17 protein-coding genes and 3 tRNA genes are annotated in these 12,571 nt (G+C 75.0%); 7 read left to right on the top strand and 13 right to left on the bottom strand.

Features of this window, described 5'->3' with window-relative positions; all coding sequences use genetic code 11:
- Positions 1 to 115: 115 nt before the first annotated feature.
- Positions 116 to 1,168: an SGNH/GDSL hydrolase family protein gene (locus tag HOQ23_RS15375; protein ID WP_172215470.1), complete on the bottom strand. Its 1,053-nt coding sequence runs from the start codon at positions 1,166 to 1,168 to the stop codon at positions 116 to 118.
- 143 nt (positions 1,169 to 1,311) lie between these two features.
- On the opposite strand from HOQ23_RS15375, the gene HOQ23_RS15370 reads away from it, so the two are divergent.
- The 3 genes from HOQ23_RS15370 (at position 1,312) to HOQ23_RS15360 (ending at position 2,719) form a co-directional block, all read left to right on the top strand.
- Positions 1,312 to 1,641: an STAS domain-containing protein gene (locus tag HOQ23_RS15370; protein ID WP_172215469.1), complete on the top strand. Its 330-nt coding sequence runs from the start codon at positions 1,312 to 1,314 to the stop codon at positions 1,639 to 1,641.
- Between the two features lie 89 nt (positions 1,642 to 1,730).
- Positions 1,731 to 2,189, top strand: coding sequence for a VOC family protein (locus tag HOQ23_RS15365; RefSeq protein WP_172215468.1), 459 nt, complete (start codon positions 1,731 to 1,733; stop codon positions 2,187 to 2,189).
- Positions 2,190 to 2,197: 8 nt separating this feature from the next.
- Entirely contained in the window at positions 2,198 to 2,719 is a 522-nt protein-coding gene (locus HOQ23_RS15360) for a nuclear transport factor 2 family protein (RefSeq protein ID WP_172215467.1), read from the top strand.
- A gap of 3 nt (positions 2,720 to 2,722) precedes the next feature.
- Here the strand turns inward: HOQ23_RS15360 and HOQ23_RS15355 are convergent, their stop codons facing one another.
- From HOQ23_RS15355 to HOQ23_RS15330, 6 genes are all read right to left on the bottom strand, one after another.
- Positions 2,723 to 3,631 carry a TIGR03619 family F420-dependent LLM class oxidoreductase gene (locus HOQ23_RS15355; protein ID WP_172215466.1) on the bottom strand — a complete coding sequence of 303 codons (909 nt, stop codon included), beginning with the start codon at positions 3,629 to 3,631 and terminating at the stop codon, positions 2,723 to 2,725.
- Positions 3,628 to 4,563 (bottom strand): SDR family NAD(P)-dependent oxidoreductase, encoded by a 936-nt coding sequence (locus tag HOQ23_RS15350; RefSeq protein ID WP_172215465.1) that lies wholly within the window; start codon positions 4,561 to 4,563, stop codon positions 3,628 to 3,630. The genes HOQ23_RS15355 and HOQ23_RS15350 overlap by 4 nt, the downstream gene beginning before the upstream one ends.
- Before the next feature lie 168 nt (positions 4,564 to 4,731).
- Positions 4,732 to 5,322 carry a TetR/AcrR family transcriptional regulator gene (locus HOQ23_RS15345; RefSeq protein WP_216654278.1) on the bottom strand — a complete coding sequence of 197 codons (591 nt, stop codon included), beginning with the start codon at positions 5,320 to 5,322 and terminating at the stop codon, positions 4,732 to 4,734.
- A 19-nt stretch (positions 5,323 to 5,341) separates the two neighbouring features.
- Entirely contained in the window at positions 5,342 to 5,791 is a 450-nt protein-coding gene (locus HOQ23_RS15340; protein ID WP_172215463.1) for an SRPBCC family protein, read from the bottom strand.
- The gene (locus HOQ23_RS15335) at positions 5,788 to 6,396 is read right to left on the bottom strand and encodes a DUF2867 domain-containing protein (RefSeq protein ID WP_172215462.1); all 609 of its coding nucleotides are present in this window, start codon (positions 6,394 to 6,396) and stop codon (positions 5,788 to 5,790) included. Before HOQ23_RS15335 ends, HOQ23_RS15340 begins: the two co-directional genes overlap by 4 nt.
- 176 nt (positions 6,397 to 6,572) lie before the next feature.
- Positions 6,573 to 6,645, bottom strand: a tRNA-Arg gene (locus HOQ23_RS15330).
- 136 nt (positions 6,646 to 6,781) lie between these two features.
- On the opposite strand from HOQ23_RS15330, the gene HOQ23_RS15325 reads away from it, so the two are divergent.
- Positions 6,782 to 7,807 carry a LuxR family transcriptional regulator gene (locus HOQ23_RS15325; protein WP_172215461.1) on the top strand — a complete coding sequence of 342 codons (1,026 nt, stop codon included), beginning with the start codon at positions 6,782 to 6,784 and terminating at the stop codon, positions 7,805 to 7,807.
- Positions 7,808 to 7,957: 150 nt separating this feature from the next.
- Here the strand turns inward: HOQ23_RS15325 and HOQ23_RS15320 are convergent, their stop codons facing one another.
- The 3 genes from HOQ23_RS15320 to HOQ23_RS15310 all read right to left on the bottom strand — a co-directional run bounded on the left by HOQ23_RS15320 (position 7,958) and on the right by HOQ23_RS15310 (position 9,025).
- Complete coding sequence (locus tag HOQ23_RS15320; RefSeq protein ID WP_172215460.1) at positions 7,958 to 8,104, bottom strand: hypothetical protein; 147 nt, start codon at positions 8,102 to 8,104, stop codon at positions 7,958 to 7,960.
- A gap of 241 nt (positions 8,105 to 8,345) precedes the next feature.
- Positions 8,346 to 8,436, bottom strand: a tRNA-Ser gene (locus HOQ23_RS15315).
- Positions 8,437 to 8,548: 112 nt separating this feature from the next.
- Positions 8,549 to 9,025: a hypothetical protein gene (locus tag HOQ23_RS15310; RefSeq protein ID WP_172215459.1), complete on the bottom strand. Its 477-nt coding sequence runs from the start codon at positions 9,023 to 9,025 to the stop codon at positions 8,549 to 8,551.
- A 122-nt stretch (positions 9,026 to 9,147) separates the two neighbouring features.
- On the opposite strand from HOQ23_RS15310, the gene HOQ23_RS15305 reads away from it, so the two are divergent.
- Positions 9,148 to 9,235 (top strand) — tRNA-Ser (locus HOQ23_RS15305).
- A gap of 53 nt (positions 9,236 to 9,288) precedes the next feature.
- Here the strand turns inward: HOQ23_RS15305 and HOQ23_RS15300 are convergent.
- Genes HOQ23_RS15300 through HOQ23_RS15290 form a run of 3 tightly spaced genes read right to left on the bottom strand, consistent with a single transcriptional unit; the run spans position 9,289 to position 11,489 of the window.
- Positions 9,289 to 9,516: a biotin/lipoyl-binding carrier protein gene (locus tag HOQ23_RS15300; RefSeq protein ID WP_172215458.1), complete on the bottom strand. Its 228-nt coding sequence runs from the start codon at positions 9,514 to 9,516 to the stop codon at positions 9,289 to 9,291.
- 39 nt (positions 9,517 to 9,555) lie between these two features.
- Complete coding sequence (locus tag HOQ23_RS15295; RefSeq protein ID WP_172215457.1) at positions 9,556 to 10,683, bottom strand: hypothetical protein; 1,128 nt, start codon at positions 10,681 to 10,683, stop codon at positions 9,556 to 9,558.
- 11 nt (positions 10,684 to 10,694) lie between these two features.
- A complete protein-coding gene (locus HOQ23_RS15290; protein WP_367650522.1) occupies positions 10,695 to 11,489 on the bottom strand; it encodes a carbon-nitrogen hydrolase family protein in 795 nt (264 codons plus the stop codon).
- A gap of 61 nt (positions 11,490 to 11,550) precedes the next feature.
- On the opposite strand from HOQ23_RS15290, the gene HOQ23_RS15285 reads away from it, so the two are divergent.
- Together HOQ23_RS15285 and HOQ23_RS20590 are read left to right on the top strand one after the other, a co-directional pair.
- Positions 11,551 to 12,144 carry a molybdenum cofactor guanylyltransferase gene (locus HOQ23_RS15285; protein ID WP_367650521.1) on the top strand — a complete coding sequence of 198 codons (594 nt, stop codon included), beginning with the start codon at positions 11,551 to 11,553 and terminating at the stop codon, positions 12,142 to 12,144.
- Between the two features lie 66 nt (positions 12,145 to 12,210).
- A complete protein-coding gene (locus HOQ23_RS20590; RefSeq protein WP_216654277.1) occupies positions 12,211 to 12,537 on the top strand; it encodes a DUF6457 domain-containing protein in 327 nt (108 codons plus the stop codon).
- Positions 12,538 to 12,571 lie beyond the last annotated feature (34 nt).

Raw genomic sequence — 12,571 nt, 5'->3', positions numbered from 1 at the left:
AGAACCTGTTCTAGATCTGGGAAATTCGCCCCTGACGAATGTCGCGGGGCCCCACACGCACGGACGCCGGACACCCCCCGGCGATGGGGGTGCCCGGCGTCTTGGGAGGGGCGCGTCAGCCCTGGGCGCGCATCCGGTCGCGCCAGGCCTCGGCGAGCCGGACGGGCGGCACGGTGCGCGCCACGACCGGGCCGCCGGCCGCGTCGGCGGCCCGCGGGCGCACCCGCGCAGGAGCGGTCAGGCCGCCGGTCATCTGGCGGTAGAGCTCCTGGGCGGCGGCACGCATGCCCCGCTTGAAGGGGTGGAAGTCGGCGGCGCGGAACAACTTGAGGGTGTCGCCGTTGATCCAGGCCTCCTTGCCCGCACAGGCGTCGTGCCCGCGGGAGGCCGGGTAGAGGTTGAGGTAGGTGGCGCCGTTGTTGCGCGCGGCCAGACGCAGCGAGCGGTTCAGCCGGCGCTCGACGCGGTTGCCCCAGCGGTAGTCGCCGGTCGCGAAGCTGACCTGCTTGCAGGTGCCGCGCTGCGGCAGCAGCCGCGGGTAGCCCACGACGTACACCTCGGCGTTCGGGGCGCGGCGCGCGATCCCGCGCAGCACCCGCCCGACGTCCTTGCGGATCCGGTCGGCGTCGCGCAGCTTGGTGTCCACACCCTTGCGGTTGGTGAAGTGGCGCCGACAGGGGGCGCCCTTCGGGGCCAGCGGCGCGACCTCCTGGCAGACCTTGATCATCGACCCGAAGAGCTCGTAGTCGTTGCCGCCGATCCCGAGGGTGACCAGGTCGGTGGCGTCGGTGAGGACGTCGAGCTGCGGAGCCGGCGAGGGGCCGGGAAGGATCGTCTTCTGCGCGCGCCGGTCGAGATCGGCGGTCTCCGCGCCGGAGCACGTGACGTCGACGTACGTCGCGACGTCGAGGTGGGAGGCGAGGTACGCCGGGTAGTTGTTGGTCGAGCGCAGGCAGCCGAGCGGATCGGCGCGCTGCACGGGGATCAGCGGACCGGCGCTGTAGGAGTCACCGAGCGCGACGTAGTCGATCGGCTCGCCTCCCCCGACGACCTCGCTGGCGGCCACCGCCGGGGTCGGGGCGGCGACGAGCGCGGAGCCGGCGGTGAGCGCGACGGCGACGAGCGCCGCGCACAGCCGGCGCCGGGTCCGGGGACGAGCTGACGACATGGGTTCCTCCATCTTGGGGCGGGTGTGAGGGGTGCGTGCGCGACCGGCCGGCGCCGTGCGGGGACGCGTCCCCGATCACCCGGTACGATCAAGTACCACCCTAGTGGCGGCGGTCACTCCATTGCCCCGCCTAGGCTGACGGCATGCCCTCCCACCCCTGCGTGATCGACTGCGACGGCGAGGTGCTGCGGATCGGCGGTGACGTCGACGACCTGGCGGTTCCTGCGCTGCGCAGCGCACTCGAGACCTACGGCCACCTCGACCCGCTGGTGGTCGAGCTCTCCGACGCCCACTACCTCAGCAGCCTCGCCGTCTCCCAGCTCGTCGGCGCGATGCGCGCCTCCGAGGGGGCAGGGCGCTCGTTCACGATCTGCGCGGAGGAGGGGTCCGCGGCCCAGATGGTGCTCGCCGTGCTCGTCATCCCGCACACGCCGACGCGCTGCGGACGCGACACCGCCGCACCCGCCTGCTGAGCAGAACTGAAGCAAGCGCTTGGTGCGCGTCGTACGATCGCCGCGCGCTCCCGGCCCCGGGGACGCCCGACCCGGCGAGAGGACGACGCGTGAGCACCGTGCACCACGTGGGCATCACCGTGAGCGACATCGAGCGCTCCCTGGACTTCTACGCCGACCTGCTCGGCGGTGAGCGACTGGGACCGTGGCGGCGCAGCGGGCCGCGGATCGACGCCGTCACGGGTCATCCCGGCGTCGTGGTCCACCAGGCGTTCGTGCGGGCGCCGGAGGGCACGACGATGGTGGAGCTGCTGCAGTACGAGAACGGTTCCACCACCGTGCTCGACCCCGACAACGGCCACGTCGGCGCGGCTCACGTGGCGATCACCGTGACCGGGCTCGACGCGATCCTCGCCGGGTTGCGCGAGCGCGGGGTGGAGCAGGTCTCCGACCCCATCGTCGCCAGCGAGCCGCTGGCCGGGCACCGCTGCGTCTACGTCCTGGATCCCGACCGGGTCCGGGTCGAGCTGGTCGAGCCGCCGGTCGCCCCGGCCCGGGCCGGGTCGTGAGCACGGAGATGAGCGCGGACGCCGTGCGCCGACTGCAGGACCACCAGGAGATCCGCGACCTGGTCGCGGCGTACTGCCGGGGCGTGGACCGCCTCGACCTGGCCGCGGTCCGCGCGGTCTACGCCCGCGACGGTATCGACCACCACACCGGGTTCGACGGCTCCGCCGACGAGTACGTCGCGTGGCTCGGGCGGCTGCTGCCGCGCCTCGGCGGCACGATGCACGTCGTGGGCAACCAGCTCGTCGAGGTGCACGGCGAGGAGGCGGTGTGCGAGAGCTACGGCACCGCCGTCCACTGGGGCGAGCCGGCCGACGACGCGCGGCTGAACTTCACCAGCGGCTTCCGCTACGTCGACCACCTGGTCCGCGAGGACGGCGCCTGGCGGGTCCGGGAGCGCTGGGCGGTGCGCGAGTGGACCCGCTCGGACGCCGGGCGCCGGATCACCGCCGAGGCGGCCGGGCCGCGCGGCGAGCGGGGCGAGCGGGCCGCACAGGACCCACTGCGCCGCCTGCAGGCCCGCTTCGCCTGACGCTCAGCCGGCCGCCGCGAGCAGCGGCGAGAGGAACTCCGGCAGGTCCTCGAGGTCGTCGCAGTGCGCGAGCGGGTGGACGATGACGGTGTCGGCACCGGCGTCCCACAGCGCCTCGGCCTCGGCGAGCGGGTGCGGCAGCCCGGCCTCGGCGGCCCGCACGTGCTGGGGCGGCAGCGTCACCGCGCCCGTCACCGCGAGCGTCGCCGGGTCGCGCCCGGCGTCGGCGCAGGCCGCGCGCAGCCGGGCGACCCCGGCCGCGAAGTCCGCCACCGGCATCGGCGCCGGCGCCCAGCCGACGCCGAGCTCGACGATGCGGGCCACGTTGCGCGGGCCCAGACCGACCCCGAGCGAGACCGGGAGCCGGTCGCCCTGCGGCGGCCGCGGGTGGGAGTGCAGGTCCCCCAGGCCGGCCAGAGCGGGCTGCGCGCCCGCCGGCGGCTCACCCCACAGGGCCCGGCAGGCACGGACCTGCTCCACGAGCGCCGACATCCGTCGGTCGAAGGCGACCCCCGCGGCGGCGTACTCGGCCTCCTGCCAGCCGATGCCGAGGGCGACCTCGACGCGGCCGCCCGAGATGGCGTCGAGGCTCGCGAGCTGCTTGGCGAGCAGGACGGCCGGGCGCAGCGGCGCGATGAGCACGTTGGTGCCGAGCCGCACCCGCTCGGTCACGGCGGCGACGGCCGCGAGGGCGGTGAGCGGCTCGAACCAGGACGCGTCGAGCGGGTAGGGGAACCCCTCGCGCTCGCGGTGGGCCTGCGCCGAGATGACGACGTGGTCGGGCAGCACGACGCGGTGCACGCCGAGGTGGTCGGCGGTGCGGGCGGCCTCGAGGACCGCGCCGAAGGTGCCGTCACCGAGGTGCTCGGCGGCCATCAGGTTGAGCGCGAGGCGGCGTCCCACGGCGCTCACCCCTGCTCCGCGAGGAGGGCGGCCGGGACCGGCGGCGCGGCGTGGAAGTGGAGGTACTCGGGCAGGAACCCGGCCTCGTCGAGGTCCTCGGGCTGCCACCCGGGCACCAGGTCGCGCCCGTCGAGCGTGCGCACCGGGCGGTTGAGCTTCTTGAGCAGCGGGAGGCTGTAGGCGACCCGGCCGGTGACCTCGCGCGGGTCCGCGCTGCACAGCAGCAGCGCCGCCTCGGCCATCGTCTCCTCCGGCTCGGAGGGCCAGCCGGGCACCGCGTTGGCGGCGTTCTCGGTCGCCACGCCGCGGTTGGGCGAGAGCGCGTTGACCGCGATGCCGTCGTCGTGCAGCTCCATCGCCATGCCGGTGGTGATCCGGTCGATCATCGCCTTGGTGCCGGCGTAGAGCACCGCGCCCTTGAGCGGGTGCGGCGCGAACGGCGGGCCGACCCGCGGCCCGGCCGAACGCGAGGAGATGTTGAGGATCCAGCCGGCGCCGCGCCGGCGCATGCTCGGCACCACCGCGCGGGCCAGGTCCCAGGAGTTCCAGACGTTGGTCTCGAGGGAGTCCATGAACCACTCGCGCGGCACGTCGAGGAAGCCGGCCTCGTAGTGCCGAGTGGCCGCGGCGTTGTTGACGAGCACGTCGACGTCGGCGCCCATCTCCTCCTCGATCCGCGCCACCAGCGCCGGCCGGTCGAGCCCGGGGTCGCCGAGGTCGGCGACGAACGCCTGCGCGACCCCACCGTCCGCGCGGATCAGCTCGACGGTCTCCTCCAGCGAGCCCGCGAGGCTGCCGTCGCCCGGGCGCAGCGTGCGGGACACCGCCGCCACGGCCATCCCGTCCGCGGCCAGGCGGCGCGCCATCGCCCGCCCGATGCCACGGCTGGCGCCGGTCACGATCGCGAGGTGGGCGGGTCCGGAACGTCCGGCGTCACTCATGAGAGCTCCTCAGGGGTCGACGTGTTGAGCAAGCGTTTGGTCAACGTATCGGAAGGTGACGGCGCTGCCCACCGAGCTCCCACTTCCGCGACCCCGCCCGCCATGTAACGCGGGGTTATTGACGCTCCACACGCGGTGTACGACGGGGGAAGCGTCGATAACCCCGCGTTACAGCTGGCCGCCGCGCCGCAGACCCACGACCATGCCGAGGTAGCGCTCGTGCGCCGCGGTGACCGCCTCCCGGTCGTCGGTCGCGAGCAGGTCGAGCAGCAGCCCGCGGACGACCGCGAGGCCGAGCCGGGCGTCCACCGCGGCGTTCTCCGAGTCGCCGGTGGCCGCGGCGAACAGACCGGTCAACGGCTCCAGCCACTCCTCGACCGACGCCCGCGGGAGCGACGCCGCCGCGTCCTGACCCTGGAGCCCGGCGGCGTAGAGCTCGAAGAACAATCGCTCGTACGCCGCCAGGTCCGGCGCCGCCAGCTCGCGCCACAGCGCCCGCGCCGCCTCGACCGGGTCCGGGTGCTCGACGGCAAGCGCCGCCCGCCGCTCGCGCTGGCGCGCCTCCACGTCCTGCACGACGGCGACCAGCAGCCCGTCGAGGGAGCCGAAGTGATAGATCACCATGCGGTGGCTCGTGCCGACGGCCTCCGCCAGCCGGCGCAGGGTCCACCCGGTGCTGCCCTCGCGCGCCATCACCTCGATCGTGGCGGCGAGCAGCCGCTCGCGCGGACCGGCGACCGCGTGCCCGCCCCCGCTCACGAGCCCGCCCGGAGGAGCATCATCCGGCATCGCGCCGCACCGCCGCCTCGGCGGCGCCCTTGAGACCCGTGACCTCCAGGTCCAGGTAGCGCGCGGTCCGGCGCATGGTGAGGGCGCCGACCAGCCCGGCCAGCCGGCCCTCGTGCTCGACGGCGAGACGCACCTCCGTCTGCCGCCCCTCCGAACGGGGCTCGAGCCAGTGGTCGGCGCACGTCGTGACCCCACCGCTGCGCGCGGACCAGCGGAAGTGCCGCATCGGCGTGACCTCGTCGACCGTCCAGGTCAGCGTCGGCATCCGCGGCTGGCGGATCTCGACCCGCGTCCCGAGGGCCAGGCCGGCGCCGTCGAGCAGGCGCACGCTCCGCATCGACGGGGTCCACTCCGGCATCCGCTCGACGTCGGCGAGCAGCTCCCACAGCGTCGCGACGGGCGCCTCGACGAGTGCCTGCACGGCGCACCGCGTCGTCATGTCGCGCTCCGCTCGTCGGCGCGCCGGGCGCTGGCGGCGAGCCACCGACGCTCGAGACCGCGCAGCAGTGCCGGGTAGACGATCCGGTGGCGCAACGGCTTGATGGCCGCGAGGTAGCCGCGGCCCAGCAGGCCGTTGGGGCGCACGAGCACCGCCATCTGGCCGCGGCCGCCGCCCTCCCCGTCCGGCACCCAGCCGAGGTGCAGGACGGCGTGGACCGTGCGGTTGGCCAGCTCGAGCGCCCACTCCTCGTCGGTCTCGTAGAGCGTGCTGAACGGCACGCCGTCGAGCCCATGCCGGGGCGGCGCGTGCCGCAGCTCCGCGGGGAGGCGCTCGCGCAGGGAGGTCACCCGCTCCCCGAGCCCGTCGTCGGGGCGGTCCCAGCGCAGGGCCTGCCCGATCACCCAGCGCGCATGCCACAGCAGGCGTACGGCGCGCGGCGCGCTGTCGGGGAAGTCGTCGTCGACGAACGCCTCGACGAGGGAGGCGAAGTCCGCGCGTGGGTCCTGCGCGCGGAGCGACCACACGTCCTCGACCTCGAAGTCGGGCGTGACCGCGTGGATGACCCACGACTGGTCGTGATGGGTGGCAGCGGGGAGTCGCATGTCGGTCCGCCGATCGTTCGCCCCGTGCGGTGGTCGAGCAGGTGGCCCGTCGGTCGAGCCCCTCCCCGCCAATGTACCAACTGGTACACCCTCGCCCCGTCCCGCGCACGCACCATGGCGATGGGGCCGGAAATGGCGGAAGCCCCAGGTCGATGACCTGGGGCTTCCGTGTCCTGCGCGCCTGTAGGGATTCGAACCCCAAACCTTCTGATCCGTAGTCAGATGCTCTATCCGTTGAGCTACAGGCGCCCGTCTCTCATTGCTGAGCGACAAGAAGACAATAGCCGACGGTCTCGGCGAGGACGAAATCGGGCGTCCGGGTCGCTGTGCGACGATGACCGCGGGGGGTGTGGAACCGTCGAGGAACCTGCCGAGAGGGAACCGGTTGACCAGCTTCGGTCCGGAGCAGCGCGCACTGCTCGAGGACGCCGCCGCCCATCTGTACGACGCGGCGCTCGCGCGCGGGGGGATCCAGGTCGACGACCCCCGCATCTCCCCTGACGGCGCCGAGCGCGCGGCGTTCGACCTCCTGGTCGACCTCGGCCTGCTGCGCCTGGACAGCCTCGACGAGGGTGACGCCCGATGGGTGCCGCAGGACCCGTCCGCCGGGCTCACCCGGGTGGTCTCGCCGCTGAGCCAGGAGGGCGCCCGGCTGCTGCAGGAGTCCGCCGAGTGGTCGCGCGTCTTCGCGACGCTGAGCCACACCTGGCGACGCGCCCCGGCGACCAGCGAGCGCGGCCCGTTCACCTACCTGCGCGAGGCCGCCATCGGCGCCTTCCTCGCCGAGCTGGTGGACGAGTGCGAGCAGGAGGTGCTCACCGCCCAGCCGCAGGCCGGTCGCGACGCCCAGGCGCTCGCCGCCGCCGCCCTGCGCGACACCGCGATGCTGGAGCGCGGGGCGCGGATGCGCACGCTGTACCAGCACAGCGCCCGCCGCAGCGCCGTCACCCGGCGCTACGTCGACGCGGTCACCCGCCGCGGCGCCGAGGTCCGCACCCTCGATGAGTTCTTCAACCGGATGATCGTCTGCGACCGCCGGGTCGCGGTCATCCCGGCCAGCGACGACCTCGCCACCGCGGTCGTGGTCCGCGAGCCGGCGGTGGTGGCCTACCTCGTCGACATCTTCGAGCGCACCTGGGAGCGCGGCCGGTCCTTCGGCAACGCCGAGTCCACGACGCTCGCCGACATCGCCTCGGAGCAGCGGGCGATGACCATCCGGATGCTGATCGCCGGGCACCCCGACGCCGTCAGCGCCAAGCGCCTCGGCGTCAGCCCCCGCACGTACGCCGGCTACGTCGCCGACCTCAAGGACGAGCACGACGCCCAGACCCGCTTCCAGCTCGGCTACCGGATGGGGCGCCAGACGGTCTCCGGCCCGGACGCCCCGGACCTCGACGACCCCGCGCGCTGAGGCTCGCCTCACCCCCGACACGCAACGAGGGCGACGACCCGGGAGGGGGTCGTCGCCCTCGTCATGAGAGGACGGGCCGCGAAGGGAGGTTGCGGCGAGACGTTGTCCGTGGGGGGGCGGACAGGTCCCGGTCCCGCCCTGGCGGTGGCCTCAGCGGCCGCCGCCCGGGGCGACGCGGCACAGGCCACCGCAGCCCCAGCTGGTGTCGGCCTGGGCGGCCGGAGCGGTCAGGGAGAGCATGCCGACCGAGAGGCCGGTGGCAGCGAGGGTGACGGCGAGCGTGCGGAGGAGCTTCATGGGAGACCTCATCTGGTGCAGGGGGTCCACGTCTCGGGGGGAGAGTGGCGGGCGGGCGCCCGCGCGATCAGTGTGGGGCGCGGCGCGCGGACACCCACGCGACGCGCTGCCTCAGGAACCTGCATTGCGCGATGCTGCAACCGGACCCGCCCGGTCCCGGGGAGTCGCGGGGAGGAAGCCGGGCCGGAGCGGCCCGGAAATGGCGATCGGCCCCTCTCGATCGAGAGGGGCCGACCTGCTGCGGAGGCGGAGGGATTTGAACCCTCGATGGGGTTTTAGCCCCAAACCCGCTTAGCAGGCGGGCGCCATAGACCGGACTAGGCGACGCCTCCCCGACAGCGGCCACAGGCTACCCGGCCCGGGCCTGCCACGACCAATCAGCCCGCCGATCGGCACGTCGACCGGCCGCCGAGCCGCCGCGGACCAGCTCTCCGGCGGCGCTCCTCAGACGAGCGGGCGGTGGCCCTGGCCGCGCTGGAGGTGCTCGCGCAGCTCGTGCACGAACGCCTCGCGGTCCACGGCGAGGGCGCCGACGGGGATCGTCGTCGTACGGCCGTCGCGCAGGCGCAGCACGACGCACGGCAGGCCGCGCGGGCTCGCCGCGACGGCGTCCTGCACGTCGCGCCACCCGGCCTCGTGGGCGCCGGCGCCGCGGATCAGGCGCACCCGGTAGCCGGTCTCGTCGCAGCGCAGCACGTAGGCGCGCGAGCGCAGCCACCACGCGGTCCCGCCGAGGGCGACGGCGCCGACGAGCACGACGGCGAGGAGCACGGCCGTCGACAGGTCCGCGATCGCGACGAGCACCGTCGCCAGCAGGACGAGGAGCGCGAGGGCGACCACACCGAGCCCCACGAGGCGGGCGACCAGCGCCGGGTTCATCCGGTAGTACGTCGGGGACTGCTGCTCGGCGGGGGCGGTCATGGCCCCGATTCTCCCCCTCGTGCACGTCGGCCCGCCAATCCGTGCCGGGCCTGCCCGGCTCGGGCCACCACCGGGGCGAGCACCGCCTAGACTCTGCTGGCGCGGTCCTGCGGGACCCGCGTGGAGGGGTGCCGGAGTGGCCTATCGGAACCGCCTTGAAAGCGGTCGTGGGGAGACCCACCGCGGGTTCGAATCCCGCCCCCTCTGCCAGTCGGCCCGCGCCCCCGGTCTCCCGGCCCAGCGGCCCCCGGGAGCCCGGCGACTCAGCGCAGCTGCACCAGCACGTCGCCCTCCTGGACGACGTCGCCGGGTGCGACTTTCACGGCGACCACGGTGCCGGGCGCCTCGACGAGCACCGGGATCTCCATCTTCATCGACTCCAGGAGCACCACGGAGTCGCCGGCCTCGATCCGGTCGCCCGCCGCGACGTTCACGGTGAGGACGTTGGCCACCATCTCGGCGACGATCTCGGTCAGCTGTTCGCGTGCCATAACGGCGAACCTAGCCGTTACTTCCGGGTACTCCCGCACTCACAGCAGGGGGCTGGTGCGGGCCGGCTCCGGCCGCCCCGCGGTGGCCTCCTCGGCCCGACGGGCGCGACGGCCCCGGGGTCCGGTGAGGGCCAGGTCGGCCCGGATCACCAGGTAGCCCAGGACCAGGCCGACGAGCAGTCCGTAGGTGACCGACAGCCCGGCCTCGAGGTAGGTCGTGGCGGGGTTCATCAGCGCGTTCGCGACGGGGACGGTGGCCGCGACGCCGAAGGCGCAGACCCACCAGCCCTGGCGGCGCCGGGCGCGCATGTGGCAGCCCCAGGCCAGCGCGGGGATGCCCAGCACCGTCTCCAGCGGCCGCGGGAAGGCGCCCAGGTTGTCCCGGCTCCAGCGCACGCCGTCGAGCATCGACTCGATCAGCCCGGAGGCGCCGTAACGGCGCAGCAGCTCGGCGTACGCCAGCGTCACGGCGAGCAGCACCGCCCCGATCGCGACGGTCGCGGCACCGCGGCGCCCGAGGCCGTGCAGCCCGGCGCCGAGGCGGTAGACGAGCGCGAAGGCGCCGCCGAGCGCCAGCGCGAGGGTGACGTACTCGAAGCGCAGCAGGGTGATCGAGGGCTCGAAGGCGACGGTCGCCAGTGCACCGACCGCGGCGACGAGCACCGCGTAGGTGCACTCGCGCGCGGCCTCGAAGAACCGCCGGGTGGGCGTCGTGACCATCACGCCCAGCACCGCGGAGACCGCGCAGGTCAGCACAGCCGCGCCGGTGCGCAGGTAGTCCTCGTCGAGCACCAGCACCACCACGCCCACGAGCAGGGCGAGGGTGCCGAACACGATCGGGCGGCCGCCGGTGCGCGCCGCGAGCGCCCAGGTGTACGCCGTCGCGACGAGCACGGCCCCGATCTCGCCGAGGATCGCGGGCCCGACGGGGACCGTGCCGGCGACGAGCAGGCCGAGTCCGGTCAGGACGGCGACCGCCCAGACCCCGACCGGCAGCCGGGTGTCGCCGACGGTCGTCTCCATCGCGGCGTCCAGCGCCGTGCCGACCGCGCCCTCGTGCGGACGGGCCCCGCGGCCCCGGCCGGTCCGCTCGGCGGCCCCGGGTCCGGTGCGCCGCAGGCGCCTCCGGGGCTGCTCGGCGCGACGGCGGGGAGCGGCTCGGGACATGGGCAGAAAGGTTACAGACGCCGATTGGCCAGGGACGGGTTGGTACGCCGCGCCTCCTCGAGCACCTCGCGGTCCAGGGTCACGGCCAGCACGGCCGGGCCCTCGCCGGCCTCGGCGAGCACGTCGCCGAGCGGGTCGATCACCGCCGAGTGGCCACTGTAGCGCGGCCCGGGCTGCCCCGCGGCGGCCACGAAGACGGTGTTCTCGATCGCCCGGGCGCGCAGCAGGGTGCGCCAGTGGTCGACCTTGCGCGGTCCCGCGACCCAGGCGGCGGGGACCACGATCACCTCGGCGCCCGCGTCGACCAGCGCCCGCGCCAGCTCGGGGAAGCGCAGGTCGTAGCAGGTCATCAGCCCGACCCGCCAGCCGCCGACGGCGACCACGCAGGGAGCCGGCGGGCCCGCGGTGAGCCGGTCGGACTCGCGGTAGCCGAAGGAGTCGTAGAGGTGGATCTTGCGGTAGTCCGCGCGGGCCGCGCCGCGCAGGACCAGGGTGTTGAAGGGCCGCGCGGGGTCCTCGCCGGTCTCGAACATGCCCGCGACCACGCTGGTGCGGTGCTCGCGGGCGGCCTCGCCGACCGCGGTCGCGAACGGCCCGTCGAGCGGCTCGGCGTACCCGCTCACGTCGGAGCCGGGCTTGCCGAAGTCGCGGGCGAACGCCTCGGGCAGCACCACCAGCTCCACCGGGCCGTGCTCGCCGGCGCACGTCACCGCCTCCCCCACGAGCTCACCGAGCCGGGCCCGGTTGACGTCGGGCTCCAATGCGGAGGCCACCTGGACGAGGGCGATGCTCAGGGTGCTGGTCACCACCCCAGCGTGCCATCTCCGTGCGCCCGGCCGGGGTGGACGGCGGTGGGAGACTTCCGGCGTGCCCCTCGACGACGCCTCCGCAGCGGAACTGTGCGCCGTGCTGCTCGCCGGCGGCCGGGGCGCGCGCCTGGGCGGCGTGGCCAAGGCGACCCTCCAGGTCCACGGCCGCACCCTGGTCGACCGGGCCCTGGACGCGCTGCGCGACGCCGAGCCGGTCGTGGTCGTGGGCGACCCGGTCCCCACGGCGCGCGCGGTGCGGTTCTGCCGCGAGGAGCCGGCGTACGGCGGCCCGGTCGCGGGCCTGTTCGCGGGGCTCGACGCGCTGGGCGAGATGGGCGAGACGGTCGGCGGGCTGCCGCCGCTCCTGGCGGTCCTGGCGGTGGACATGCCGGCGGTCGACGCGGGCACCCTCGCCCGGCTGCGCGCCGGGGTCGGCGAGCGCGACGGCGCCCGGCTGGTCGACGACACCGGGCGCGGCCACCTGGCGCTGGTGCTGTCCACCGCGGCCCTGGGCGGCGTACGACCGCCGCCGGGCGAGGAGCACGGGATGGCGCTGCACCGGCTGCTGGCCCCGCTCGACCTCGCAGGGGTGCCCGCCGTCGGCCAGGAGCACCACGACATCGACACCTGGGCGGACCTGCCGCCGAGGTGACCCGCGGTGCCTGTGAGTCCGGGGCCGGGCTTGCGACACGCCGCGGTCGGCGGCGAAGGTGGGGGCGTGAACCTGCACGACTGGATCGACGAGCTCTGCGACATCCTCGACCTCGACGAGGCCGACATCGACGAGGGCCTGGTGCTCGACCTGGCCCGCGTCGTCGCGCACGCGGTCGAGCGGCCCGCCGCGCCGGTCACGTCGTACCTGCTGGGGCTCGCCGCCGGGCGCCAGGGGGCCGGCCAGGAGGGCGTCGAGGCGCTCGCCGCCCGCGCCCAGGTGCTGGCCGAGAGCTGGCAGCGTCCCGCCGGCGCGAAGGACCCCGACGACGTCGACGACCCGATCCCCGACGACAGCGGGGTGGACCACGTCGGCGAGGCCTTCGAGCGCTGAGCGGACCGGGGGTCCCTGGGGGCGGACCGGGGGT

It is taken from the genome of Nocardioides sp. zg-DK7169 (assembly GCF_013155365.1).
Classification (GTDB): Bacteria; Actinomycetota; Actinomycetes; order Propionibacteriales; family Nocardioidaceae; genus Nocardioides.
The sequence above is the reverse complement of the archived record's forward strand: the minus strand, read 5'-3'. Positions and strand labels throughout refer to the sequence as shown.